Here is a 26992-nt window from a genome sequence, read left to right as displayed (position 1 = left end):
TTAATCGATTACCACTTTATAAGTTGGATCTTCAAGAATGTTGACCTCAATAACCTGATTTGCATTTTTTAGTAGAATTCTACAGTCGGCACTTAAATGTCGCAAATGAACAACTTTATTGACCTTAGCGTAACGCTCCGTAATTTTATTAACGGCATCAATTGCACTCATATCGGTAATTTTGCTCTCTCTAAAATCAATAATGACTTCTGCAGGATCATTAGCAACATCAAACTTTTCTAAAAAAGCGGTAGTTGATGCAAAGAACAAAGGACCATATATTTCGTAATGCTTCACTCCAGCTACATCAGTATATTTCTTGACACGAATTCTTTTAGCACTTTCCCAAGCAAAAACCAATGCCGATATAATAACACCAATTAATACAGCAAGTGCCAAGTTGTGTAGTAAGATAGTAATGACAGCTACAACAACACCTACAAATACATCGTGTTTTGGCATTTTGTTAATAATTCGGAAACTTGCCCATTCAAAAGTTCCAATAGCGACCATAACCATAACGCCCACTAAAGCCGCCATAGGAACTCGTTCAATTACGGGAGCACCAAACAAAATAATAAGTAATATCGTCAAAGCAGCAATAATTCCTGACAACCGTGCTCTAGATCCGGCCGAGAGATTCACTAATGTTTGCGCAATCATAGGACAGCCACCCATCCCAAAGAAAAATCCATTTAGAATATTTGAGCCACCTTGCGCAATACACTCTCGATTTCCATCGCCTTTTGTTTCTGTAATTTCATCAACTAAGTTCAGGGTTAATAAACCTTCTGTTAATCCTACAGCGGCCATTATTAAAGCATAAGGAAATATAACTTGCAACATTTCTAAATTAAGAGGAATATTAGGAATATGGAAAGGAGGAAATCCACCGCTGATAGAGGCAATATCGCGAACCGTTTTAGTTTCAATTCCAAAGAAAAATACCAAAACAAATACTACTATGATTGCAACTAGTGAGGCAGGAATCGCTTTGGTTAACTTTGGTAAGAAGACAATTATAGTTATAGTGAGCACAACTAAACCTAGCATTATATAGAGAGGATTTCCGCTGATCCAAGTCATTTGACCATTGACAATGGTTTTAAATTGCTCTAATTGCGACATAAAAATAATAACCGCTAAACCGTTTACAAAGCCAAACATAACAGGTTGCGGCACTAATCGGATGAATTTTCCAAGTTTAAAGATTCCAACAACTATTTGTAGAATTCCGGCCAGAATTACTGCGGCAAACACATACTCTAAGCCATACGATTTCATCAAAGCTATTAAAACAATTACCGTTGCACCTGCACCACCAGAAATCATTCCCGGTCTTCCACCAAAAACTGCCGTTATTAAACCCGCAATAAAGGCAGCATATAAACCCATGAGTGGCGGAAATCCAGCTAGTATAGCAAATGACAGTGATTCTGGAATCATGGTCATAGCAACTGTTAAACCAGCTAACATTTCAGTACGGAAATTAACTTTTTGAGAAAAATCAAATAGATTAAATACTTTTTTCATAGACAAATTTTAAATACACATTCACAAATAGAAATTGTATCAAAAAAAATCATAAATAATTTTTTGAAGAAATTCTTGATTTAAAGTTTATGAATCAAGTTTTAATACTTGGGTGAATCGTTTTTTTAAAGGAAATGCAAAATTAAAACTTTTATACGCTTTCACCAAAAAATATAAGAGATAGTTGTTTTATCATTTCTTATAGATTAGTAAAAAGATAGAAAGTATCTACAACAAATGCAGCGTTTATTTTTACTGCGAAATAAACCTTTTTCCATTATTTTCAAATCTATGAAAATTTAATAATTTAATTTTCTTAATTATGGTGAGATTAGTTTAATTGCAAAAGATTAGAATGATAAATATTTACGTGATTCGTGGCTAAAGTAAATTCATTTAGTTTGATCACTTACTATGCAGAATTAACTAATTGAAATACATATTGCATTTTAAATTAAAAAAAATAGAATTTCTTCAAAAAATTTTTAAATCCAGTTAGAAATATTCATCTTTGGCAAATTTTATTTTTTAAGCTAACATTAAAATCATAATGTTGATTTGCTTCTAAAAATCTCAAAAAAACACTTTATGAAATTAGCATATACCGTACTTTTTGCCTTTTTAATATCCACTGTTTATTCGCAAAAAACCAATGAATATTTCGAAAAAATAAGAAATAATGAAGCGGAATTGACAGCTTTCTTCTCGCAGATGCCAAAAGGCGGTGATCTACACCATCATTTTTCAGGTTCTATTTATGCAGAACCTCTACTAAAACGCGCAATTGACGACGATTTCTATCTTAATACAGAGACAATGGATGTGCTTAAAGAAAGACCATCCAAAGGAAAGTGGGAACAATTTTCAACATTAAAAAATAACGGAACTTTAGAATTGTTTAAGCAAAAAATTATACAAAAATGGTCTGTCAAAGATTACAATGGTGTTGATTATCCTTCGGATAAATTATTCTTTGAATCCTTTATGAAATTTGAGCCAGCAATTCAAGGGAATTTTGGTGAAGGATTAATAGAATTAAAAAACAGAGCAATTTTAGAAAATGTAAGTTATATTGAAACGCAATTATCTACAATACCCACGGCAATAAATAGTGATGAGCTAATGCCATTCAATTCCCGATTGAGAAAATTAGCACTAGTAAAAGATGAAAAAACAATCCTGAAATCTTTAGATTCAATTTATACTCGTTTAATTACAAAAGGAGCAGAAAGTGACGCAAAAAATTTCAATACTAATTTTGTCTCTAAGTTACATAATGATTTAAAAATTGATGATTCGCAATTTACAATGCGTTATCAAAATTTTGTTTTGCGATTTATGGAACCTGTAGATTTATTTAAAAATTTGGTTATTGCATTTATATCGGCAGATGGAAGCGATCTAATGGCGGGCGTTAACATTGTTTCTCCCGAAGATGGCGAGACCTCAATGAAAGATTATTGGTTGCACATGCTTATGTTTAAATACTGTCATTCCCGTTATCCAAATGTGAAATACACCATGCATGCCGGTGAACTTACACTGGGTTTAGTACCACCGGAAGAATTGACGTGGCATATAAGTGCAGCCGTTCACACTGCAGGAGCAAATCGTATAGGTCATGGTGTTGATATCGCTTATGAAAAAGATTCTTATGATTTACTGCGTTTTATGGCAAAAAATAAAATTCCAGTAGAAATCAATTTAGTAAGTAATGAATTTATTTTAAAAGTAAAAGAGAGTCGTCATCCTTTGACTTTATATAAAGATTTTGGTGTTCCTATAATTATTAGTACTGATGATGCTGGAATTTTACGTTCTAATATGACTGAGCAATATGTTTTATTAGCAAAAAGATATAAAAACATATCTTATTCTAATATTAAACAATTCGTCTATAACAGTATCAATTATAGTTTTATAAAAGAGGAAAAGGTAAGAAAAAAATTGCTTAAAGATTTAGATAAACGCTTTGAAATCTTTGAAGCAAAATTTCCGTTATATTAACAAAGCAAGATTAATTGAATTACGAATATCGTTAATTTAAAAGTTAACTTATAACCAACAAAGTAATAACAAATTCTTAACAACAATAGAGTCAAATATAGATGATCTTTGCTGAGTAATAAACTGGTTATTTATTATTTTGGTTTTGGTTAGTTAAAGATTTGCCTGCGTTTTTTAAATGCAGGCATTTTTTATTTGGTCTTGTTTATAAATGAAAGTACTGCAGCATTAAAAGCATTTGGTTGCTCCACATTCACCACATGCCCAGAGTTTTCTATTACAAATAGCTGCGAGGACTTATAATGGCTACTTACCACCTTTCTAACAGATGGTAAAAACATATAATCCTCTTCGCCCATAACATACAGTGTGGGAATATCTAATTCCACTTGACGGAACCACTTTAGAATTGGGTTTATTTCAGCTGTCAGTTTAAACCATTTTATAAATTCCTTTTGATATAATTTTTTAGCTTCATTTATAAAAAGAATACGCGATTGCTTATGATTTTTTTTAGGCATAATAACAAAAGCAAATAGTTTATATAATAAAAGATAAGGTAGTACATATTTGAAAATATTACCCACTCGCATCAAAACCTGAGAGCGAAAATTCATCTTTAATATTGCACCACCTAAAATCATGGTTTGTACTCGTTCTGGATACATTTCAGCTAATTGCCTAATTAAAATTGTTCCTAAAGAGATACCTACAAAATGTGATTTTTTAATAGTAAGAAAGTTTAAAACTTCTAATATGTCATTGGCTAAAGCCGAAAAGGTATATTTTTGCTTAAAAGCAGTTTTTAGATTGTTTTTAGAATCTCCATGCCCACGTAAATCTAAAAGTAAAACATTGTATTGTTTCTTAAAATCACGAATTTGTTTAAACCAAATAGACGAACTTCCACCAGCGCCGTGAACAAATGTAACCCATTGGTCGCTGTTTTTATTTTCATAAATGGTATAATTGATCACGTCTTTTTTTTGTAAAAATAGGACTTTAATTTTAAATTTTAAACTTAACAAAAAATAAAGATTGTTTTTTTACGGTAAGATGTAAATTTGCAAAAAAATTACACCATGAAAGGATTACTGAAAGAGAAAAGTGAAATTGAAAAGCTTAAAATGGAATATGAAAAACTTTCTAAAATTAATTTCAATATAGATAAAACCGCTCCTGTTATTAAGGAGATGGTTTTAGAAGAATGTGAATTATAATTTATGTTGTAGTTTTTTAAAATATTCCAAAGCTTTAATTAACCTGCTTCCATACCAAGAAAACATTTCACCATCAACGAGTATTATTTTAACATTTTTGACATATTCTGCCATTTCTAATACATGCTTTTCAGTAAATGGAAATGGTTCTGAAGATAGAAATAGTAGTCCTGGATAATACTTTGTCCCAAAATCCTCAAGAGCAATTTCAGGATATCTTTCTGTATTTTGATAGATATTTTCAAAATGATTTAACACTAATAATTCATTTATAAAATTATTAGACCCTGCTATCATATATGGATCTTTCCAGATGAAGTAGGCTATTTTTCTTAAAGGTTTGTTTTTGAGGTAATCTTTAAAATCGCTCAAGGCAAAAGCTAATTTGTCATTCCATTTTTGGGCTTCTACTCTACAATTAAATAATTGACCAAAGTCAGATATCATTTGGAAATTATCTTCGATAGTAATTATGTCAGTGACCCACACGGTACAAATTTTTCGTAATTCCGAAACGATTTCTTGTGTATTTTCCTCTTTATTACAAATGATAATATCAGGTTGTAATAGTCTTATTTTTTCATAATGTACTTTTTTAGTGCCGCCCACCTTTTTTTTGGTAGTCTTAAAATGATAGGGATGAACACAGAATTTAGTGATTCCTACAATCCGATCTTCTAAACCTAAATCAAACAACAACTCCGTTTGAGAGGGAACTAAAGAAATAATTCGCATTAGTGAAGTGTCAAATGTGTGAGAAATCCCAATTTGATCAACAAGTTTTTTCTGTTTCATGACTTGTGTATTAAACTATAAAATCAATTTTAAATAAAATTATCAAAATCAAATTTTTTAAAATTCAAAATAATGTAAATTGAAATTTAAGCTTGACATAAAATGATTTCCATTTCTTGTTGTATTTTTAATGCCTCAGCTCTTGCTTTTTCGGCATAGTCAAACCCATTAGATGCATAAATAATTCCTCTTGATGAATTGATTAACAATCCAACATTCTTATTCATTCCATATTTACACACATCGGCTAGATTTCCTCCTTGTGCGCCAACTCCAGGAACTAATAAAAAACTATCAGGAACAATTTTACGAATCTCTGCAAAATATTCAGCTTTTGTAGCTCCAACAACATACATCAAATTTTCAGAATTTTTCCAGCCTTTAGAAATTTCTATTACTTGCTTATACAGTTCACTGCCATTATTAGTTAATGTTTGAAAATCAAAAGCGCCTTGATTAGATGTTAAAGCTAATAAAATGGTATGTTTATTTTCAAACTCTAAAAAAGGCTCAATAGAATCTTTACCCATGTACGGTGCTACAGTTAGGCTATCAAACTTTAAATCTTCAAAAAAAGCTTTTGCATACATAGAAGAAGTGTTTCCTATATCACCTCTTTTAGCATCAGCAATGGTAAATATTTCAGGATAATTCTCGTTTATATATCTAATAGATTTTTCTAGTGAAATCCAACCTTTTACACCGTACGCTTCATAAAATGCGGTATTTGGTTTATAGGAAACACATAAATCATGAGTTGCATCAATAATTTCTTTATTAAATTCAAAAATGGGATCTTCAAATTCTAATAAATGCTTTGGAATTTTATTTAAATCAGTATCTAAACCTATAGCTAGAAACGATTTTTTAATTTTGATTTGTTTAATTAATTGTTGTGTAGTCATTGTCTATGTAGTTGTGACGCAAAATTACAAACATATAGAAGAAATAAGAATAATTAAATTAAATAATTTAATGTTAATGACGATTTGATAGAGAATTACGTATAAGAATCATTAACAATGTGTGTTACAATTATCATATTGTAATAATAAGGACGTTCAAATATTTAATGCTTTACAAATAACTGAAGAGTTAATACTGATATTAAAAGTATTTAAATTACATTTATTTATTTTTTAATTAAGTCAGTTTTTCCAATGTTAATTTAGAATTAAAATATATATTTTTATTTATAAACAAAGTGTCAAATTCTGCTTATCGATAGTCAAATTTAGCTAATTCAAAAAAAATTTAATTTCCTGTAAATCAAATGGCATCGTAATAGTATCGTTTATGATATCAAATTATTTTAGTACTTTTAGAAACTAGTCAGTTAATAATTATAATGACACCAATTAAGAATATAAATTTAATGTAACATTTTTATATCTTTGCCGTTAAACAAAATTGTATGAAAATTTATTTAAAGTTTGATTATGCCCTTTTAACAAAGAAAATTGTTCAGGAAAAGTTATCTGAATTAGGGTGCAAATATAATATAATCGGTTTTGGAGAGTTTAATTTTTTAGAAAAATTACCAGCTGAAAAGATTAAAGAAATTACAGATGTTTTCAGAGGATATGGAATAGAAATCGTTGAAAATCAGAAAAGTGTATTAGTTCAAAAAATCAAAGATGTTATTGTTGAAATGGTTCATAGCGATACCCCTTTGATAGTTAAGAGTTCTGTTTATATTGCAGAGAAATTAAATTTAAGTTATGCTTATTTGTCTAATGTTTTTTCGGAGGTAACCTATACTTCAATTGAAAATTTTATTATTATTCAAAAAATAGAACTTGCTAAGCAACTAATGATCAATACGCCGCTCAATTTAACTGAGATTTCTATTCAATTGAATTATTCTAGTGTTGCGCATCTCAGCACACAATTTAAACACATGACAGGAATGACTCCTTCGGCTTTTCAAAAAATAATTAATAAAAGAAGAGAATTGTCTAATAAAAATTATAACTAAACCATACCCTCAATGAATACAGAATATATAAATATTTGTCTTGCAGATGACGATGAGGACGATAGATTGTTCTTTACTGATGCATTTGATGAATTAAAAATTAATACTAAAGTTAGCACCTTTAAGGATGGTGTTGAGCTGATGAATTATTTAAATGATGAGGATTCTATTTTACCAAATGTTTTATTTCTCGATTTAAACATGCCTAAAAAAAATGGTGTTGAATGTTTGTTAGAAATCAAAAAAAATGCAAAGCTTAATGACATTGCAATAGCAATTTATTCCACTTCCTCATCAGAAGAGCATATTGAGGAGACCTTTGTAAATGGCGCCAATATTTATATTAAAAAACCAAATAACTTTGAAAATTTAAAAAAAATTCTCTCTGAGGTGGTTACTATAAACTGGCAATATCACACTTCAGGCTTAAATAAAGATAATTTTTTGATGCGCATGTGACATGAAATATATTCCATTTCATAGTTCACCTTTGTTTTTAAAAATTATTTTTGTCATTTCAGTTGCAATTATCTTTTTTATTGGAGCTATTACATTCAAACATATCACCATACTAAAGAAATCAGCAACTTATGTAAATAATAGTTATGAGATTAATATTGAATTAGAGCGATTATTGTCCTATGTAAAGGATGCCGAAACTGGTCAAAGAGGATTTTTATTAAGCAATGATAAAAAATTTCTCGAACCCTATTATAATTCGCGTACTCTAATCAAAAATTCCTACAAAAGAGTAAAGCAGCTTACATTAAGCAGTGAGGCACAGCAAAACAATTTAAGACAACTAAAATATTATATAAATAAAAGACAAAATTATCTTTCTAAAAATTTGTATTTATTTAAAGATCAAATTTATGATAAGGATACCATAGGGAAAAATTTAATGGTGGGCAAAGAAGCAATGGATTCTATTCGCATCCAAATCGAGCGTTTGATTGTTACTCAAAATCATTTGTTGAACGAAAGACAACAAGATTATGAGTCTACTATGAATTATACTCCTTTCCTCATTTACCTGACACTTTTAATCACTTTAATTTTAATAACAATTGCATTTATTAAAATGAATAGTGATTTAATATTACTCAAAAAAACAGTAAATAGCCTTTCTGTAGTAATTGAAGTAAATAAGTTATCCGAAATTATTGGAAATTTTGGTAGCTGGCAATTAGATATACAAACAGGAAAATATACTTTTTCTGATAATCAATATCGAATGCTTGGATGCGACCCGCAATCATTTATAGCAAGTAAAGAGGAATACAATAAATTTATACATCCCGATGATATAGATATTTTAGTTAAAAATACTAAAGACATTTTAACACATAATGACTTACCAGCTTTTACCTATAGAATAATTAGAAAAGATGGCGATATACGTTATTTAAGAGCCATGGGGCAAGTGGTTACTATAAAAGCTGAAAATAAAATATATATTGGAACCACTCGAGATATTACTGAAGAAATTAATGAAGTTATCTTAACTGGGCAACGCAATAGAGAGTTAGAAAGCAATAATAAAGAACTTAATGCCTTTAATTATATTGCAAGCCACGATTTACAGGAACCATTGCGAAAGATAGAAACTTTTATTTCCCGAATAATAAGTAAAGATCACAATAATTTGTCTGAATTAGGAAAGCAATATATTGCCAGTATTCAAAGATCAACGAACAGGATGAGAGTTTTAATAGATGATTTATTGCAGTTTTCAAGAACTAATAAAACGGAGAAAGTTTTTGAAATGATAGACTTAAATTATTTATTTGAAAATGCAAAAAATGAATTAGCTCAAACTATAGAAGAAAAAAGCGCCATTATAGAAACTACAAATTTACCTACCTTACAGGTAATACCTTTTCAAATTCAGCAATTATTTGTCAATTTATTAGGGAATTCTTTGAAATATAGCAAACATGATAGCACTCCACTAATAAAAATATATTATGAAAAAGTGACTTCCATTGCAGAAGAAAAATTTTTCTCAAAAAATAATGAATTTCATAAAATTAGTATTCAAGATAACGGAATTGGTTTCGAACAAGAATACGCCAAGAATATTTTTACACTTTTTTCACGACTTCACAATAAAAATGAATATAAAGGCACAGGAATTGGATTAGCAATTTGTAAAAAGATAGTCGAAAATCACAAAGGTTTTATAACTGCAAAAGGAAGTCTAAATGAAGGTTCAATATTTACAATTTATTTACCAGTTTAAATTTATTAAAAGTAAATACTTATTAAATACGTCGAACTAAATAAATGTAATTAACTTCTATTTTTAGCAAATTATTGATCTTCTATCATATGCATTTCTAAATCAAATAGTAGAAGGCTTTTTAATACTGAATTTTTATTAATTGATTTTAGAAATGAAATTCGGACTAGAAATCTCACTTATCAAGCTATTTTCATAAATTTCTGAATAATCAAATTACTAGCTGCAATGCAATTTATTGAGAACAACTATTGATAAAAAATTTGATTCTTATCTTACCCTATTTGCTGATAAAAACCTTATTTCAATTAACATATAAAGCCTCTTAGATAGAAACTAAATCTTTAAACCTGTACCGCACTTATATTGAAAATACTATTTACAATACGTAATGATGTTGCTTCACAAAAATCAAGTCCCGAATAATCAGGATTAAAGCCACCAATATAAGGTACAGCCATAATATATATATTTTCAATATAGGCTCCATAATAATCTACTATTTGAAAATTATCATTTATACTGATTCCTGTAACTTTCAAATAATAATTTCCCTTACTGTCGCATTCTACGCCTATATTTCCTTCACATGAAGCTTTTTCGGCAATAGCGTTTGACTTAAAGCGCAGTCTAGCTGGACTTATAGCTTTTTGTTTTTTTAAACTTTCAAATGGAAAATCTTCATACGATAAATGTGGCTGACCAATACAATCTACAAATATTTTATAATAATCAGAAAGTTCGTTGTTAACTTCATCGGTGTAATGATAAATAATGCCTTCAGTTTGAGGCTCTACTGTGCTATCTGCACCCACAGAAATTAACGATAAGACACCTGCATCATGTAGTGCTAATAACTCCACGCAAGATTTCTGAGGTACAAATGCAATAATTATTGAAATCAAAGGCATTAAGACTTTTTGCAATCTTAACATATCTTCCGCAGAAAAGTATTTAGCGGGATGATTCATTGCAAAACTAAGAACAGCAAGCATTTCCTTCCAATAAACAGATTCATGTCTTTTTATCGATTTTTCAGCCTCGCTATATTCAGCCTTTAAAAGTAAAAAAGGATCTAATTGAAATCGTAGATCCATCATTTCGTCTACAAATTCTTCAATACTTAAATGTTTAATTCTTTCGTAAAATTGTGGATCTTTTTGCAAAAAAATTTCTTTAAAATTCTTTTGAAAAAAATAATCCAATGATAAGAATCCTTGATTTCCTGTAATATGCGTTTTAATCTCTGCGCTATTTAATAAATAATCATTAGATAAATGAGAATCTTCTAAATGAAATCGCACCGCTGGCAATAAGCCACCACGAGAATGCATTACTATTTTAAAATCTTGACTTTGTTCATTAAGGCGATAGCACAAATTATGATGGGAATCGTATTCAAATTTTCCATTTTGTCTTGCTAATGTTCGTACAGCATCAATAGCAGTCAATGAAGCGCCCCTTATTGCAACAGCATGATTGACATGAAATTCTAATTTTGACGGTGGATATGGCGAGTCATAACAGCCTTTATATTTGCCTTCTAAACGCGATGGCCAAGCATGTCCAGTACAGATAATCACATCATCAAATAAAATTTTATCGTTTGCTGTAATGATCCACACTTGAGTATCATCTTTGTCATATTCAATATCAAACACCGTAGTGTGATAATGAATATGTGTTGTAATATCTAATTTATTGGCAATATCGTTAAGCATATTAAATTGCTCCGTAAGATACATGCCAAACAATAATCTTGGTAATACTTTATATTCATTAAATGTGTCAATGTTCACAGAAAAACGTTCCAGTAATGAAGCTGGCACCATTCTCAGCCAATCGCTTATAGAAGTAACTAAATCAGGTGTTTCATTATCTGAAACGTTAGTTACATGTTCGTCATTAGCCCCTTCACTGCTATATGGCATACCTGAGCCTAAAGTATTTTTTTTCTCAAAAATCTCTACTTCAAAATTTGTTTCACCTGACTCAAGTAATCTTTTATATAAAAATAATGCGCTTGGACCACCTCCTACTATGGCAATGCGTTTTTTTGTTTTCATTTTAGTAATTATAATTATTGTACTATTTTCTATATAAGCAGTAAAAATTAAGGTCAAAAAAAAGTAAATCTGTAATCAATGTTTACTAAATTAAAATAAATTTAATCTTAAAACCTTTTGGTAAAAACCACTAAAGTTGCAAGAAAAGATTTTCTTGTTTTTTCCTCACGCAGTTGAATATTTTAAAGTGTTTTTAACAAACCTTGTTTAACTATTTTTTTCCAAATATTCAAAATTTTATCTTTTTTTTCTTAGTGATTTCTTTGTAATAACATGCTCATTTAAGACAAAAATACTTTAAAACAATACCAATAAATTTACGCAATTAAGATATTTTTTTATAAAATTAGTTGAGTTGGACTTTCCAATTATGTAATTACAAATCAATTTTTTAATTTAGGTTAAATACATTTAAACGTTGCTTTCTACGATCCAAGTTGTAAGATTGAATTTCATATTTAAATTTTGATTATCTAAAACATTTAATTTGGTGTGGTTTGTTTTTTAGGTTTAATAAAAGAAGATTTAACTAATAAATTTGTCGTTAGATTTAAATGTCTGTGTTCTCAAGTACAGATCCAACTATTCAAATGGTGTAGGCTTTTGCATCGCAAATTATAAGAAAATCACAAATTATAATGTTTTATTTCACAGTAGGCTGCTATCTAAATTTCATAAAAATTGTAAAAAATACTATAACACGTTGTAGATAGATAATTATCAAATTTGTAAATGTGAAAACAAATTCACTATCTAAATATTTTATCATGGAAAATAATTTTGACAATGCAAGAGCTGGAAAAACTCCAATGCTTACTGGAATGTTCTCTGATCGTGAAAGCACCGAAAATGCTTATAATACATTACATGAACGAGGCTACTCGAGAGATGACATTAATTTAGTAATGTCTGATGAAACCCGTAAAAATCACTATTCAGATCAAAATGACACTTCTGAACTAGGTACAAAAGCTGCTGAGACCGCAGGAACTGGTTCAGCAATAGGTGGAACTTTAGGCGCTATAGTGGGAGTAATTGCAGCAATAGGAACCAGCTTAGTTATTCCAGGATTAGGATTAATAGTTGCAGGACCATTAGCTGCTGGTTTAGCCGGAGCTGGAGCTGGGGGAATTGCAGGAGGATTAATAGGGGCACTAGTAGGATCTGGAATTCCCGAAGAGCGTGCCAAAATATATGAATCAGGTGTCAAAAATGGACATGTAGTGATGGGAGTCCATCCAAGAAATGATGAAGATGCTGATTATTTAGAACAAAACTGGAAAGCAAATCGTGGACAAGAAGTTTATAGATAAAAATAAAAAAACAAGAATGCTTGTTTTTAAAGTGTCAAGCATTCTTGTTTTAAATTTAACCTTTTTCAATATTTTATATTAACCTTTTAAATTTATTCAGTAGTGTAAGGTATATAAATATTAAAGATGGCTCCAATATCTAAAACTCCGCTTGCGGTAATAAATCCATTATGATTATCTATTATTCTTTTAACAATAGCTAAACCAATGCCAGTACCGTCATACTTCTCCTTACCGTGCAAACGTTGAAATACTTCAAATATTTTTTCACTATATTCTTTTTCAAAACCAATACCGTTATCTTGAATTTTTATATGGCAATATTTTTTAATGTCGATCAATTTTTTATTTGGAAATTTAGATCCAAAATCAATCGTACATTCAATACTGATTTTTGGATGATCATTCTCTTTTGAAAATTTTATTGAATTGCTTATTAAATTAAATAGTAACTGCCTAAACTGAAATGGTATAACTTCTAATTCACAATCATTTATTACTGTTATTACATTATCTATATTTATTTTATCATATTCTAAATCCTCTTTAACCTCATCTAAAATAGTTGATAGCATTGCCTTTTCAAAATTACGCTCTTGAACACTCGTTCTAGAATAGGCTAGTAAATCTTGAATAAGTGTTTGCATTCTATTGGCAGCGTTTTGCATTCGACGAAATTTATCCTTCCCTCTTTCAGAAAGATTATCGCGCTCTGCTTCAATCAATTGCGTAGCAAACGTTTGGATCTTGCGCAGTGGCTCCTGCAAATCATGACTAGAAATATAGGCGAATGACTGTAGTTCTTTATTCATTTTTTCAAGATCTTCGTTTTTAAAATAAAGCTCTTTTGTTCTTTCAGAAACCTGTTTTTCTAATTCATTAGTAAACATTTTTTGATCTTGAATATCAGTGCTTGTTCCTACCCACATGGTAATTTTACCTTCCTTATCACGTTGAGGAATGGCACGACTTAATTGCCAGCGATAGGTGCCATCACGCTTTCGGAAACGATGCTCGATTAAAAAATTGTTTTCATTGGCAATAGCCATCATCCACTTGCGAGTGTTTTCTTGTTGCTCATCATCGTGAACAATAGATAACCAACCTTTATCTATTATTTCTGCTTTTTCATATCCAGAATAGTCGTAAACAGCTTGATTCCAGTAATTCAATTTCCCTTCAGGGGTTGCAGTCCAAACAAACTGCGGCATAGAATCAGCTAATAATCTAAATTTTTGCTCTCTTTCTATTAACAGCGTTTGTATGTTTTTTTCTTCACTTACATCTCTTATAGTGCCTATAATTCGAGCTGCTATTTGTTCATTATCATAAAATACTTTTCCTTTAGTTTCGATCCAATATATAATTTCATTTACAATGATTCTAACTTCATAATTAAGTATCCCTGTTTTAAGCGCAGTTTCATAAGCAATAAGTCTAATGTTTTCATCACTTGGATGCACCATACTAGAAAGTGCTTCACGATTTATATTTTTAACGTCAGAAAGTCCTAAAATTTCTGATGCTCGTTCAGATACTTTTACAACATTAGTTTTTAAATCTATCTCCCATACTCCAAGTTCACTAGCACTTATCACAATATTCAATCGCTGCTCATTATCTTCGAGTGCTTTTTTAGCAGTAACGTTTGCCGTAACATCTGCGGCTACTACCATGATACCCTTTATTTTACCTGCTTCTTTGAGGGGATGGTAAACAAAATTAAAATAATATGTTCCAATTTTCCCAGCACGTTGTAGTTGTACTGGAAACTCATAACCAAAGAATGCTTTTTCTGTTCTATAAATTTCTTTAAAAGTTGGGCTTATTGCCCCTTCTATCTCTGGTAAAGATTCAAAAATTGGTTTTCCTAATAATTCTATTTCTGCTTTGTCTACTAATTCTAAATAAGAAGCATTTGCAAGCTCAACAGTATTTTGTTTACCTCTTATTATGGCTATTGCAACTGGTGCTTGCTGCACTGCATCTCGAAATCGTTTTTCACTCTCTTCAATTTTTTGTTTCGCTTCATTCAATTCCGTTACCTCGGCTGCTGTATTCATTACGCCATAAATCTCCCCATTAGAATCTCTCAACGGAGTAAAACTGTAATGAAAATAGAAATATTTTAATATTCCGTCCTTAACAATACCTACACGTTGATTTTTTGCATGAAATGCAATTCCACTGTTATATACTTCGCTTATTTGCTCATAAATATTTTGGCTTTGCAGTTCAGGTAATATTTCTCTATACAATTTACCTATCACATCAGTATCTTTCCCCCAAGCTTCTATAATCGACTGATTAGCTAAGGTGATACGCATTTCATTTCCGGTATAAACAGCTATAGGAAATGGCGCACTTTCGACTAAACTACGCATACTTTGCTCACTTCTCTCCACATCTTGACGGGCTAGGACCTGTTGAGTTACATCAAATCCTATAGCCATTATACCTGTAATATGATCGTTTTCATCAAACAGTGGCTCATAAGAAAAATTGATAAATACCGTTTTTAGCGCTCCAAAATTTTTAATTTGCAAAGGAAGTTCTGTGGTAGTAAATCGTTGTCCCGTAGTTCTGACGTCGTCCAAGATTTCTCTAATACCTTGCTGCTCAATTTCTGGTAAAGCATCAAAAACAGAAATGTTATACACTTCGTCTTTGGTTTTATTCCACAATTCTAGTGCACTTTTATTTGCAATTTCAACAATATAATTTTCCCCACGTAAAATGGCTATCGCAACTGGAGCCTGCAAAACCATTAATCGTAGATTATTCTCGCTTTGCTCCAGTTTTTTTCTAGCTAAGGTTTGCACTGTTATATCTTCAACTGTACCATTGAATCGACAAGCTAGCTTTTGCTTATTAAATAGAGCTTTACCCTTAGCATGAAGAATAATTTCTTTTTTCGATATTGGATTTATAATCGTATAGGATATATCATAATTCCCACCAGAGGAATATTGTAATGCTGTCTGTATAGCATGTAAAACTTTTGCTCTATCACTTTCAGCTATAATATTTGTGGCATCATTTAAGTTAATTTCCTCATCGGTAGATAAACCAAACCAATCTTTTAAGCGTTTATTTGCTGAAAATTTAGTAGTAGTAGTAGGGTCATAATCAAAAGTGCCTAGTTTAGCAGCTTCAATCACAAACTCTAATTCTTTTTTACTTTGAGAAAGAGCTTCTTCAGCCACTTTTTGCGCTGTAATATCAGTATTGGTACCAAACCATGTAGTGATTTCCCCTTCTTCATTTTTGAGTGGTAAAGCTCTAGTTAAAAATTGATGATAAATACCATCAGCCCTTTTCATGGGAATAATCATTTCAAAAGAAATGCCTGCTTTTAATGAAGAATTCCACTCTTTTAAAATAGGCGCTAATTCTTGTTCATTATAAATAGTTTGCCATCCCCAACCTATCATTTGTTCAGCAGTAGTTCCTGTATATTCATACCATTTACTATTATACCAGTATATACTACCATCTCCACTAGCCATCCATGCAAGATTGGGAATGTTGTCCGCCATTGCTTTAAACCGCTCTTCACTTTCCTTAAGTTTATTTTGAGCTAGTTTGTTTATGGTCGTTTCTGTAACAGTAACAAGGACACCTCCTACCTTACCATCGTCAAGATAAATAGGGCTGTAAGATAAGTCAAAATAGCAATTTTCAGAGTATCCATTTCGATTTAAACACAATGCAAAATCAGACAAATAGATTGCCTTACCGTTCATCACGTTACTAATTATGGGCTTTAAAACTGGGCAAACTTCTATAAAAGTTTCATTTGCGCTTCCTCCAACGGCATTGGGATGTTTTAATGTACCCAGTATGGGAAGAAATCCATCATTGTATATTTGAGTATACTCTTTTCCCCATGCAATATACATTGCAAATGGATTATTGAGTACTAAAGCAACTACTGTTTGTAAAGGTTGTGGCCAAGTTTCGGGAGAACCTAAAGGGGTTTTACTCCAATCTTTTGCGCGCAGCAGTTCTCCCATTTCGCCGCCATTATTCAAAAAGTAATTAGGGTTTTTAGACATTCTAAAATGATTATTTTTAATGGTGAATTATAAAATTGCGGCGTTCTGGTCTGATTATACTATCTTTTTCTAATCGAATAGTTGCCTCACGAATTACTTTTTTTAAAATATTAAAATTTCCAGGTTTGCGTATATAATAATGAGCACCATTATCATACAACTTATTGACTACCTCAAGATCTAGAGAAGTAGAAAAAATGACAACCGGGATTCCTTTCAATAACTCATTTAATTTTATTTCTGATAAACAGTCGAAACCTGATTTTCTAGGCATATTTAAATCTAAAAATAAAATATCTGGCAGTTCACTAAGTGTGGCCCTTAAAAAATTCATTAATTCCACCCCGTCATTAACAGTTATTAAATTGTTTGTAGTAAATAATTCTTCGATTGCATCTTGAAAAAAGAGCCGATCATCCATATCGTCATCTGCAAGTAAAAGCTTTCTCATATCTAACTAATTTAAATTTTTATTACAGCTTATTGATAAGAGTAAATTTAAGTTTTTACAGATACTATTTTTTAAATCGAAATCAAAAATAGTAAAAATTATATGACCTACTTAAATTTGGTCTTTAGAATATCGTATTTAAATGATCCTTTACGAATATATATTTAAAATTTTAAAATTCTATAAAATAAGCAAGAGCGACTATTTATTTATAACTATTTCGTCTTTTAAATAATATATAACCATCAAAAAATAATGCAAATTAATCATTAAACTAGTATTAAAAAAAATTGTAACTACGCTGATTTTGTTATCATTATAATATAATTTAATGCTAAAATACGATATAATAATTATATAACGCCGTGCAAAAATTGTGTAATTATCACTCGTTGCTTAAAATGTATTTTTGAAATTATCAAGTAGATATAATTTTTATTGACTACATACCTAATTATTTACCTAATTATTAATATTACCTCACTTATCATGATAAAAGATACTAAAAAAACAAATTATAAAATTACAGATAAGAGGCTAAATACAACTTCTCCAGCGACTTATGAAATGGTTGTTTTTTGTCATTTAAGATGGCAATTTGTATATCAACGACCTCAACACATTATTTCAAGAATAGCAAAACACACAAAAGTTTTAATGATTGAAGAACCTTTAGGTAGAGGTATTGAGGAGGAAGATTCTGCCAATCTCATCATTATTAATAATAATTTACATGTATTGCAACCCAAAGTTTTATCAATTGAAGCCATTGCTTCATTATTACCTCAGTATTTAAAAAATTCTAGTGTAGCCATTGGTTGGTTTTATTCTGCTTCTTTTAGTCCATTATTATACGCAGTCAATTTTGATACTATTATTTATGATTGTATGGATGAGCTTTCCTTATTTAAGGGAGCACCTGAAAAACTAATTTTACAGGAGAAAATGTTAATCGCTCACGCTGATATCGTATTTACAGGAGGAAAATCATTATACGAATCTAAAAAACAAATGCATCACAATGTACATTGTTTTCCAAGTTCAGTTGATAAATCTCATTTTGCAAAAGCATTAAATGGAATAGAGATTCCGGCTGATGTTGCTCATTTAAAAGGTCCTGTCGTAGGTTATTTTGGTGTAATTGATGAAAGAATTAATTTAAAACTTCTTAATGACACTGCTTTGCTATTACCGCATATCGAATTTGTAATGATTGGACCACTAGCTAAAATTGAAGAATGTGATTTACCACGCGAAAAAAATATCCATTATTTAGGAATGCGCTCTTATAATATATTACCTGCTTATTTAAAAGTATTTGACATCGCAATGATGCCTTTTGCACTTAATGACTCAACAAAATATATAAGTCCTACTAAGACGCTTGAATATATGGCCTCCGAAAAACCTATTATTTCTACAAAGATCACTGATGTGGTTCGTGATTATAGTAATTGTGTTCGTCTAATAGACACAGCCGATGATTTTGCTAAAAACATAAGCTTTATATTAGAGAAAAATGATCGCGCTTTTATGCGTAAGGAATATAAAAACATTTTGAGAAACACCTCTTGGGATACTACTGTAGATAAAATGCAATTTATCATTAACACTTTTGCAAAATGAAACAAATAGACATTTTGATAATAGGCGCTGGAATTTCTGGTGCTGTTCTCGCTGAGCGTTATGCCTCAATAGGTAAAAAGGTTTTAATCATCGAAAAAAGAAATCATATTGCAGGAAATTGCTATGACTATATTGATAAAAATGGAATACTTGTGTCTAAATATGGAGCGCATTTATTTCACACTAATGAAGAGCTTGTGTGGAAGTATGTCAATATCTTTTCGCAATGGTATCCATGGGAACATAAAGTTATCGCTCATGTAGATAACAAGATGGTTCCTGTACCTGTCAATATTACGACAGTAAATAGGCTTTTTGGATCAAACATTACTACAGAAGATGAAATGAAAGGTTGGCTTAACGAAAATCGCACGCCAATTGAAAATCCCAAAAATGGTGAAGAGGCAGTGCTTAATAAGATAGGACCTATATTATACGATAAGATGTTTAAGCATTATACAAAAAAGCAATGGGATAAATTTCCAATTGAACTTGATGCATCTGTACTTGAAAGAATTCCAGTGCGCACTAATTATGATGATCGTTATTTTTCTGATACATATCAAGCTTTGCCAAAAGGTGGTTATACACAACTTTTTGAAAATATTTTAAAACATCACAATATTGATATTTTATTAGAAACGGATTATTTTGATGTCAAAGATCAATATTCAGGATACGAAAAATTATTTTACACAGGACCAGTAGATCGTTTTTTTGAATTTAAACACAGCCTCACAGAAAAATTAGAATACCGTTCGATAAATTTTGTTAGTGAAACGGTTGACGCTCCCTTTTTTCAAGAAAATTCTGTTGTTAATTATCCAGGAATGGAAGTTGATTTTACCAGAATTATTGAATACAAGCATTTTGGAAATCAAATTTCAGATAAAACAACAATTGTAAGAGAGTTTACAGTTGATGAAGGCGAGCCTTATTATCCTGTTCCTAATCCACGAAACGAAATGATCTACTCTCAATATAAAACTGAAGCAGATAAACTCTTGGATGTTCACTTTGTAGGCAGATTGGCCAATTATAAATATTTTAATATGGATCAAGCTTTTAAAAACGCACTTGATTTATTTAGTGAATTAGAAACAGAAATAACACAAAAAACGGCAGTCTGATGAAGCTTTTTAATACATTTTTTATGGGCGGTTATGAATGTGCCGATCATATAAATAGATCAGGTGTAAGAGTAAACCTTTTAAAGGAAACGCAACACGATTTAAGAGTGGAGAGTGATTATGAAGCTCTTACTGCAATAGGTATAAAAACGGTACGAGAAGGCATTTGCTGGAGCGCCGTTGAAATAGAGGCTGGGAAATATGACTTCTCAGAGGTGCATACTAGAATGAAAGCGGCTGAAAAATATGGTGTTCAACAAATTTGGGATTTAATCCATTTTGGTTATCCTGATCATATTTATCCTACTCATCCCCATTTTTGTGATCGCTTTATTAATTTATGCGAAGCCTTTGCTACATTTTATAAAGAACATTCAGCTCAGGAATTGTATGTTGTACCTATCAATGAAATAAGTTTTTTATCATGGCATTCAGGCGATGTACGCGGAACAGTGCCATTTGCAGTAAATAGCGGCTGGGATATGAAATACCACTTATGCAAAGCAGCAATTTTAGGGATTAAGACCTTAAAAAAAATTGATCCTAATTGCGTAATTATTTTAGTAGAACCATTAGTAAAAATATACGGTAATCAATATGATGATGCCAACCATATATTTAATATTAATGAACATCAGTTTCAAGCGATGGATATAATTAGCGGTCGCATGTGTCCTGAATTAGGTGGATCAGAAGATTATGGTGATATACTTGGATTTAATTACTACTGGAATTGCCAATGGCAAGAGCATGGTAAGCCTCTCGACTGGCCTGATCCTATGAATTATCGAACACCTTTATCTGAAATGTTGCAGGGAGCATATCTACGTTATGGCAAACCTATCTTTTTATCTGAAACTGGTCACATAGGTTCAGGACGCGTAGATTGGATAGAGGAGATTGTAAATGAATGTCTCAAAGCAAGAGAAAACGGTGTCGATTTACACGCTATTTGCATTTATCCCGTTACTGACAGACCTGATTGGGATAATCTAAATGATTATAGCAACTGCGGAATATGGGATCTTGATCAGGGTGGAAATAGAATTGCACATGGTGCATTTATCAACGCCATTATCAATTCACATCATAAATTTAAAAGTAAAAAAACAATTATGGATTATGTCTTTAATTTGTTTTTATAATAAGCTTTTAAAATTATTCTTCTTAATACTCATAATTAAATATCATTAAATTAAAATATATGTTTACAATTGGACAAAAAGTAAAGCAACAACTTAGTATTCAAGTGATGGAAGTAATTGACTTTGAACCTGAATTTATAGAAAATGTAATTACCCAATGGGAAGATGAGCAAGGCGCCAAAAAAACTGGAAAATTTATGGAAGATGAATTGGAATTAGTCAAATAATAGTAATTCTTAAACTAATATATTTTCCTTATATTAATTTTATGACTTTCAAATTCCTATTATCAAATATTTATGAAAATTTGATTTTAAATCTTTTACTTTTTTATTTACTGTTATTAACTGATTATTGACGTACCTATTTAAATATAAATTACCTTCCCTGCTAGTAAGTTTCGTACTAGTGAATATTACTTTAATAATACAACAAAAAAGGCTTCATCAGAAGCCTTTTTTGTTAATCATTATTTTCAATTTGTTTATACGCGTCAATTACTTTTTTGACTAAGCGGTGACGTACAATGTCTTTATCGTCAAGATATATAATTCCTATTCCTTCCACATCTTTTAAAACTAAAAGTGCTTCTTTTAATCCAGAAATAGTTCTTCTAGGTAAATCTACTTGTCCTGGATCACCTGTAATCATAAACTTAGCGCTTTTTCCCATACGAGTCAAAAACATCTTCATCTGAGAATGCGTAGTATTTTGTGCTTCATCTAAAATTACAAACGCGTTATCAAGCGTTCTACCACGCATAAATGCTAATGGAGCAATTTGGATAATTCCCTTTAAAATATAATCTTCTAATTTTTCATTTGGCAACATATCTCTCAATGCATCATATAGTGGTTGCATATAAGGATCTAATTTTTCCTTCATATCACCAGGCAAAAAACCTAGATTTTCTCCTGCTTCAACCGCTGGACGAGTTAAGATAATACGTTTTACTTGTTTTTCCTTTAGCGCTTTAATGGCCATCGCAACTCCTGTATAGGTTTTACCCGTTCCTGCTGGACCAACGGCAAAAACCATATCGTTTTTTTCAATTGTATTGACCAGCAATTGCTGATTTGGCGTCATTGCTTTTATAATTTTACCGCCTACACCATGCACCAAAATTTTATCATGCCCATTAAATTTTCGATCTTCCTGAACATCACCTAGAATAACTCTTTCAATTACATTATTGTCTATGTTGTTGTAACGCGTAAAATGAAGCATTAATCGGTGAAAACGCTTTTCGAACTCGTCTAAAACTTCTTTCTCACCAAAAGCTTTTAGCGTTGTACCTCTTGCTACAATTTTAAGCTTTGGGTAATATTTTTTTATTGATTCAAGATGAGTGTCTTGAGCACCCCAAAATTCTTTTGGAGCGATGTCTATGAGCTCGATTATTCTTTCGTTCAAATGATATTGATTTAAATTAAAAAATGTTATTTTTTTGAGTATTACTAATTTAGTTAATTACGTCAATATTTAAAATTTGTATTTTATTTTTTGCTTTATTTGAATTTACTATTATTAGCTTTGCACTTCTCAAATTTAATGAAATTTAGGTTTAAAAAACACTAATAGTTATAAACAAATTTATGTCAATAATTACGTTAACTACGGATTACGGCTTGAAAGACCACTTTGTAGGTGCGTTAAAAGGTAAAATTTTATCCGAGTATTCTGAGGCAAAAATTATTGATATTACACACTATATTGACCCATTCAACACTGTAGAAGCAAGTTATATTATTAGTGCAGCATATTCCAGTTTTCCTAAAGGAACTATTCATCTTATAGGGGTTGATATGGAATCTAATAAAGAGAATAAATTGATTGTGATGAAGTGGAATGATCACTATTTTATTGCTGCTGATAACGGAATTTTAAGTATTCTAACCCAAAAAATTAAACCGCAAAAAATAGTAGCCATTGCTCTTGCTGATTTATTGCCGGAGGATTCAAGTGATATCGCTATTTTTGTATACGTAGCTTGTCATCTTGCAAAAAATGGATTAATGGATGTGATGGGAAAAAGAATCACGGCAATCAAGGAAGTAAGTTCTTATCAAGCCATCGTCGCTCCTGATCATAGTTCTGTCAAAGGAAATGTAATTTATATTGATCATTTTGGAAATATTGTTACAAACATTACAAAAGAATATTTTATAGAAATTGCAAAAGGCAGAACTTACGAAATTGAACTAAAAACTAAAAATATAAAAACTATTTTGCCCAATTATTCGGCTATTGCGACTTCTGACAAATATCCTATAAAATATTATGAAGGAGAAAAATTAGCCATTTTTAATGAAGCTGGCTTTCTTGAAATTGCTATTTTCAGAAGCAATCCATCTACCGTAGGATCAGCGGCTAGTTTACTTGGGTTAAATTATCAATCGATTATTAATATTGTGTTTAATTCTTAGTTCTATGTTTTTAATAGTCGATAATAACAATAGACTTTAAAAATAAATTGCCTTTATTTCAAATCTAAAATCAACAGTTGATAACCCTAAATTTAAAAATATAATGTTTATACGAATTGTAAAAATGAGTTTTCACGAAGAAAATATACCAGCTTTTCTAAATAATTTTGAATTGGTAAAAAATAAGATAAGAAACGCAGCTGGAAATCGTTTTTTAGAATTGTATCAAGATAAAAACAATAAAAGTATTTTCTTTACCTATAGTTACTGGGACACTGAAACTGATTTGGAAAATTATAAAAATTCGGAACTTTTTAATGATGTATGGAGTTTTACAAAAAAATTGTTTAATGATAAACCGGAAGCTTGGAGTGTAGATAAATTAGTTTCTTTGGCGTAAAGCTTTGTAATTTCAGTTCAAAATTTTAATACTATAAAGTTGAAATCTCCATTTTTAAAAACACTAACATAATGAGGGTAAGGTTGCTTAGTTCCTCGCAATACTGATATGAAATCAATAATACTACGAGAGATAAAATCTTTTTTTGGTTCGCCAATAGGTTACCTAGTTATTGGCATTTTTCTTATTTTAAACGGTTTATTCCTATGGGTTTTTGAAGGGGATTACAATATTTTGAATACTGGTTTTGCTGACTTGACTCCATTTTTTACGCTGTCACCATGGATCTTGTTATTTTTAATCCCAGCAGTTACCATGCGCAGTTTTTCAGATGAAAAAAAACAAGGAACATTGGAGCTTTTATTAACAAAACCGCTGGGGATTTGGGAAATCGTTAGTGGTAAATTTTTTGGAGCTTTACTTTTGATTGTAATGGCTGTAGTTCCTACTTTTATTTATGTTTGGATCATCTATAGTTTAGGATCGCCAGTAGGAAATATTGATTTAGGCAGTACAATTGGTTCTTACTTTGGATTATTATTTCTCATTTCAGCCTATTCAGCAATCGGGATTTATACTTCCACGCTGTCCGAAAATCAAATTGTGGCTTTTATTACTGCTGTTTTTTTATGCTTTTTACTCTATTTTGGCTTTGATGGTTTAGCAACTGTTTTTCCATCATTTTCTACTTTTATTTCAACTTTAGGGATGCAAGATCATTACAAAAGTATAAGTCGTGGTGTAATTGATACTAGAGATATTATTTATTTTATTAGTATTACAATCGCATTTCTATCATTTACTATTTATAATCTTAAATCATTTAAATCGTAATGAAAACAGCTAAAAAAAATAATTTAAAAGCACTTGCTATCACTATTATTGGTTTGATAGTGGTAAATATAATAGGAAGCTATTTTTTTTCACGCTTTGATTTGACAAAAGATAATAGATATACGCTTTCAACAACTTCACTAAACATCATCAAACAGGTTAAAAATCCATTGTCTATTAAGATTTATATGCAAGGAAATTTACCTGTTGAATTTAAACGTCTGCAGCAGGAAACCAGGCAATTGTTAGAAGAATTTCAAGCTTATAATAAAAATATAATTTTCGAATTTGTCAATCCATTAGAAAACAAAAGCGAAAGTATGGACCAAATCAAAGCTTTATATCAAAAGGGACTGACTCCTATAAACATAACCGTTGAAGATAAAGGAAAGCAATCACAAGAAATGGTTTTTCCATGGGCCATTGCTGTTTATGACAATAAGGAAGTTAATATTCCTTTGTTAAAAAATATTATGGGCGCCTCTACCACTCAAAAAGTGATTGGTTCTGTACAACATCTTGAATATTCAATTGCTGAAGGTTTAAATAAAATTACTAAAGCTAAACAAAAGAAAATTGCCATAATTAAGGGAAATGGTGAGTTGCAAGATATTTTAATGGCCAAATTTTTATTACAAGTACGAGAAAGTTATTTTATTGGGCCTTTTACATTAGATTCAGTAGCTAAAAATCCCGTTAGCAGCTTGCAAGCTTTGGAGAAATATGACTTAGCTGTTATTGCTAAACCAACAGAAAGATTTTCAGATGAGGAAAAGCAGGTATTGGATCAATTTATTATAAACGGCGGAAAAACATTATGGTTGATAGACCAAGTATCAGCTGAAATGGATAGTTTATATAATTCATCTGGAAGCACGTTAGCGTATCCTAGAGATTTGAATTTGAATGATATGTTTTTTAAATACGGCATCAGATTAAATCCTGATATTATAAAGGACGAGCAAGGAAGTCCAATAAAATTAGCCTCAGGAGAACAAGGAAGTGCTACGCAATACCAGCAGTTTAATTGGAAATTTGCACCACAAGTATATCCTAATAGTGATCATCCTATTGTAAAGAATTTAGGCGGAATCAAATTTGACTTTGTTAACCCTATTGACACTTTAAAAAACGGAATTAAAAAAACGGTTTTGCTACAATCTTCTCCTTACTCTAAAAAAATAGGAACTCCTGCAGAAATAAATTTAAATAGTGTTACAGAAGAAAGTGTTGCAGCTGATTACCAAAAAAAGGGAAATTTCCCTTTAGCTGTATTATTAGAAGGTTCTTTTCAATCCATGTTTGAAAATAGAGTTTTGCCCTTTAAACAGTCCACTTTTAAAACAAATGGTAATAGTAACAAAATGATTGTAATAGCTGATGGTGATGTCATAAAAAATCAATTAGACAAAGATTTTCAACCTGTAGAATTGGGCTATGATCAGCGCTCTGGCAATTTATATGACAATAAAGACTTTATAATGAATTGTGTCAATTATTTATTAGATGATAATGGACTTATCAATATTCGTGGTAAAGATTTAGATTTACCCTTGTTGGATAAAGACAAAGTATATCAAAATTACACTCAAAATCAATTGATTACTATAGGCCTACCAATAGTGATTTTAACGCTTTTTGGCGCTGCATTTGCTATTATTCGCAAAAGAAAATATAGTAAATAGATTTTGATAAAAAAGTTTCCAAACTACAATAGTTTAAGATATATTTGTACCATATAACATATTTTACATTTATTTAAATAGGT

22 protein-coding genes are annotated in these 26992 nt (G+C 30.6%); 14 read left to right on the top strand and 8 right to left on the bottom strand.

Annotated elements, in window-relative coordinates:
- On the bottom strand, nucleotides 1-1533 hold the full coding sequence (locus RCH18_RS10455) for a SulP family inorganic anion transporter (protein WP_326936701.1): 1533 nt from the start codon (nucleotides 1531-1533) through the stop codon (nucleotides 1-3).
- A 588-nt stretch (nucleotides 1534-2121) separates the two neighbouring features.
- Here RCH18_RS10455 and RCH18_RS10450 point away from each other — a divergent pair.
- Complete coding sequence (locus RCH18_RS10450; RefSeq protein ID WP_326936700.1) at nucleotides 2122-3540, top strand: adenosine deaminase; 1419 nt, start codon at nucleotides 2122-2124, stop codon at nucleotides 3538-3540.
- Nucleotides 3541-3731: 191 nt separating this feature from the next.
- Here RCH18_RS10450 and RCH18_RS10445 read toward each other — a convergent pair whose 3' ends face one another.
- Entirely contained in the window at nucleotides 3732-4517 is a 786-nt protein-coding gene (locus tag RCH18_RS10445) for an alpha/beta fold hydrolase (protein ID WP_326936699.1), read from the bottom strand.
- Between the two features lie 105 nt (nucleotides 4518-4622).
- Between RCH18_RS10445 and RCH18_RS10440 the strand changes: the two genes are divergently transcribed.
- Nucleotides 4623-4760, top strand: coding sequence for a hypothetical protein (locus RCH18_RS10440; RefSeq protein ID WP_326936698.1), 138 nt, complete (start codon nucleotides 4623-4625; stop codon nucleotides 4758-4760).
- On the opposite strand, the gene RCH18_RS10435 is transcribed toward RCH18_RS10440, so the two are convergent.
- Nucleotides 4755-5555 carry an ABC transporter substrate-binding protein gene (locus tag RCH18_RS10435; RefSeq protein ID WP_326936697.1) on the bottom strand — a complete coding sequence of 267 codons (801 nt, stop codon included), beginning with the start codon at nucleotides 5553-5555 and terminating at the stop codon, nucleotides 4755-4757. The two genes, RCH18_RS10440 and RCH18_RS10435, sit on opposite strands and share 6 nt — an antisense overlap.
- An 86-nt stretch (nucleotides 5556-5641) precedes the next feature.
- Nucleotides 5642-6460 (bottom strand): orotidine-5'-phosphate decarboxylase, encoded by an 819-nt coding sequence (pyrF, locus tag RCH18_RS10430; protein WP_326936696.1) that lies wholly within the window; start codon nucleotides 6458-6460, stop codon nucleotides 5642-5644.
- 509 nt (nucleotides 6461-6969) lie between these two features.
- On the opposite strand from pyrF, the gene RCH18_RS10425 reads away from it, so the two are divergent.
- The 3 genes from RCH18_RS10425 to RCH18_RS10415 are packed head-to-tail and all read left to right on the top strand — an operon-like array spanning nucleotide 6970 to nucleotide 9775.
- On the top strand, nucleotides 6970-7533 hold the full coding sequence (locus tag RCH18_RS10425) for a helix-turn-helix domain-containing protein (protein ID WP_326936695.1): 564 nt from the start codon (nucleotides 6970-6972) through the stop codon (nucleotides 7531-7533).
- A 12-nt stretch (nucleotides 7534-7545) separates the two neighbouring features.
- Nucleotides 7546-7992 (top strand): response regulator, encoded by a 447-nt coding sequence (locus RCH18_RS10420; protein ID WP_326936694.1) that lies wholly within the window; start codon nucleotides 7546-7548, stop codon nucleotides 7990-7992.
- A gap of 1 nt (nucleotide 7993) precedes the next feature.
- Nucleotides 7994-9775, top strand: a complete 1782-nt coding sequence (locus RCH18_RS10415) for a CHASE3 domain-containing protein (RefSeq protein ID WP_326936693.1) — start codon at nucleotides 7994-7996, stop codon at nucleotides 9773-9775.
- 344 nt (nucleotides 9776-10119) lie between these two features.
- Here the strand turns inward: RCH18_RS10415 and RCH18_RS10410 are convergent, their stop codons facing one another.
- Nucleotides 10120-11841: an FAD/NAD(P)-binding protein gene (locus tag RCH18_RS10410; protein WP_326936692.1), complete on the bottom strand. Its 1722-nt coding sequence runs from the start codon at nucleotides 11839-11841 to the stop codon at nucleotides 10120-10122.
- 767 nt (nucleotides 11842-12608) lie between these two features.
- On the opposite strand from RCH18_RS10410, the gene RCH18_RS10405 reads away from it, so the two are divergent.
- Nucleotides 12609-13154, top strand: coding sequence for a hypothetical protein (locus RCH18_RS10405; protein ID WP_326936691.1), 546 nt, complete (start codon nucleotides 12609-12611; stop codon nucleotides 13152-13154).
- A gap of 92 nt (nucleotides 13155-13246) precedes the next feature.
- Here the strand turns inward: RCH18_RS10405 and RCH18_RS10400 are convergent, their stop codons facing one another.
- Both RCH18_RS10400 and RCH18_RS10395 read right to left on the bottom strand, forming a co-directional pair.
- Nucleotides 13247-17212: a PAS domain S-box protein gene (locus RCH18_RS10400; RefSeq protein ID WP_326936690.1), complete on the bottom strand. Its 3966-nt coding sequence runs from the start codon at nucleotides 17210-17212 to the stop codon at nucleotides 13247-13249.
- Nucleotides 17213-17228: 16 nt separating this feature from the next.
- Entirely contained in the window at nucleotides 17229-17663 is a 435-nt protein-coding gene (locus tag RCH18_RS10395; RefSeq protein ID WP_326936689.1) for a response regulator, read from the bottom strand.
- A gap of 489 nt (nucleotides 17664-18152) precedes the next feature.
- On the opposite strand from RCH18_RS10395, the gene RCH18_RS10390 reads away from it, so the two are divergent.
- From RCH18_RS10390 to RCH18_RS10375, 4 genes are read left to right on the top strand one after another with little or no spacing between them, the layout of a single operon-like run.
- Nucleotides 18153-19289, top strand: coding sequence for a glycosyltransferase (locus RCH18_RS10390; protein ID WP_326936688.1), 1137 nt, complete (start codon nucleotides 18153-18155; stop codon nucleotides 19287-19289).
- The gene (gene glf, locus RCH18_RS10385; protein WP_326936687.1) at nucleotides 19286-20419 is read left to right on the top strand and encodes a UDP-galactopyranose mutase; all 1134 of its coding nucleotides are present in this window, start codon (nucleotides 19286-19288) and stop codon (nucleotides 20417-20419) included. Before RCH18_RS10390 ends, glf begins: the two co-directional genes overlap by 4 nt.
- Nucleotides 20419-21564 carry a hypothetical protein gene (locus RCH18_RS10380; RefSeq protein ID WP_326936686.1) on the top strand — a complete coding sequence of 382 codons (1146 nt, stop codon included), beginning with the start codon at nucleotides 20419-20421 and terminating at the stop codon, nucleotides 21562-21564. The genes glf and RCH18_RS10380 overlap by 1 nt, the downstream gene beginning before the upstream one ends.
- Before the next feature lie 59 nt (nucleotides 21565-21623).
- Nucleotides 21624-21791, top strand: a complete 168-nt coding sequence (locus RCH18_RS10375) for a hypothetical protein (protein WP_326936685.1) — start codon at nucleotides 21624-21626, stop codon at nucleotides 21789-21791.
- A gap of 235 nt (nucleotides 21792-22026) precedes the next feature.
- Here the strand turns inward: RCH18_RS10375 and RCH18_RS10370 are convergent, their stop codons facing one another.
- Nucleotides 22027-22977, bottom strand: coding sequence for a PhoH family protein (locus tag RCH18_RS10370; protein WP_326936684.1), 951 nt, complete (start codon nucleotides 22975-22977; stop codon nucleotides 22027-22029).
- Between the two features lie 182 nt (nucleotides 22978-23159).
- Here RCH18_RS10370 and RCH18_RS10365 point away from each other — a divergent pair, with 182 nt between their 5' ends.
- The 4 genes from RCH18_RS10365 to gldG all read left to right on the top strand — a co-directional run bounded on the left by RCH18_RS10365 (nucleotide 23160) and on the right by gldG (nucleotide 26909).
- Complete coding sequence (locus tag RCH18_RS10365; RefSeq protein WP_326936683.1) at nucleotides 23160-23990, top strand: SAM hydrolase/SAM-dependent halogenase family protein; 831 nt, start codon at nucleotides 23160-23162, stop codon at nucleotides 23988-23990.
- Nucleotides 23991-24093: 103 nt separating this feature from the next.
- The gene (locus tag RCH18_RS10360; protein ID WP_326936682.1) at nucleotides 24094-24390 is read left to right on the top strand and encodes a putative quinol monooxygenase; all 297 of its coding nucleotides are present in this window, start codon (nucleotides 24094-24096) and stop codon (nucleotides 24388-24390) included.
- 108 nt (nucleotides 24391-24498) lie between these two features.
- Nucleotides 24499-25224, top strand: coding sequence for a gliding motility-associated ABC transporter permease subunit GldF (gene gldF, locus RCH18_RS10355; RefSeq protein ID WP_326936681.1), 726 nt, complete (start codon nucleotides 24499-24501; stop codon nucleotides 25222-25224).
- The gene (gene gldG / locus RCH18_RS10350) at nucleotides 25224-26909 is read left to right on the top strand and encodes a gliding motility-associated ABC transporter substrate-binding protein GldG (protein ID WP_326936680.1); all 1686 of its coding nucleotides are present in this window, start codon (nucleotides 25224-25226) and stop codon (nucleotides 26907-26909) included. The genes gldF and gldG overlap by 1 nt, the downstream gene beginning before the upstream one ends.
- Nucleotides 26910-26992 lie beyond the last annotated feature (83 nt).

The organism is Flavobacterium sp. PL11 (genome assembly GCF_035985025.1).
Lineage (GTDB): Bacteria > Bacteroidota > Bacteroidia > Flavobacteriales > Flavobacteriaceae > Flavobacterium.
Note: the sequence above shows the minus strand (reverse complement) of the source record. Positions and strands in the feature narration are given on the sequence as shown.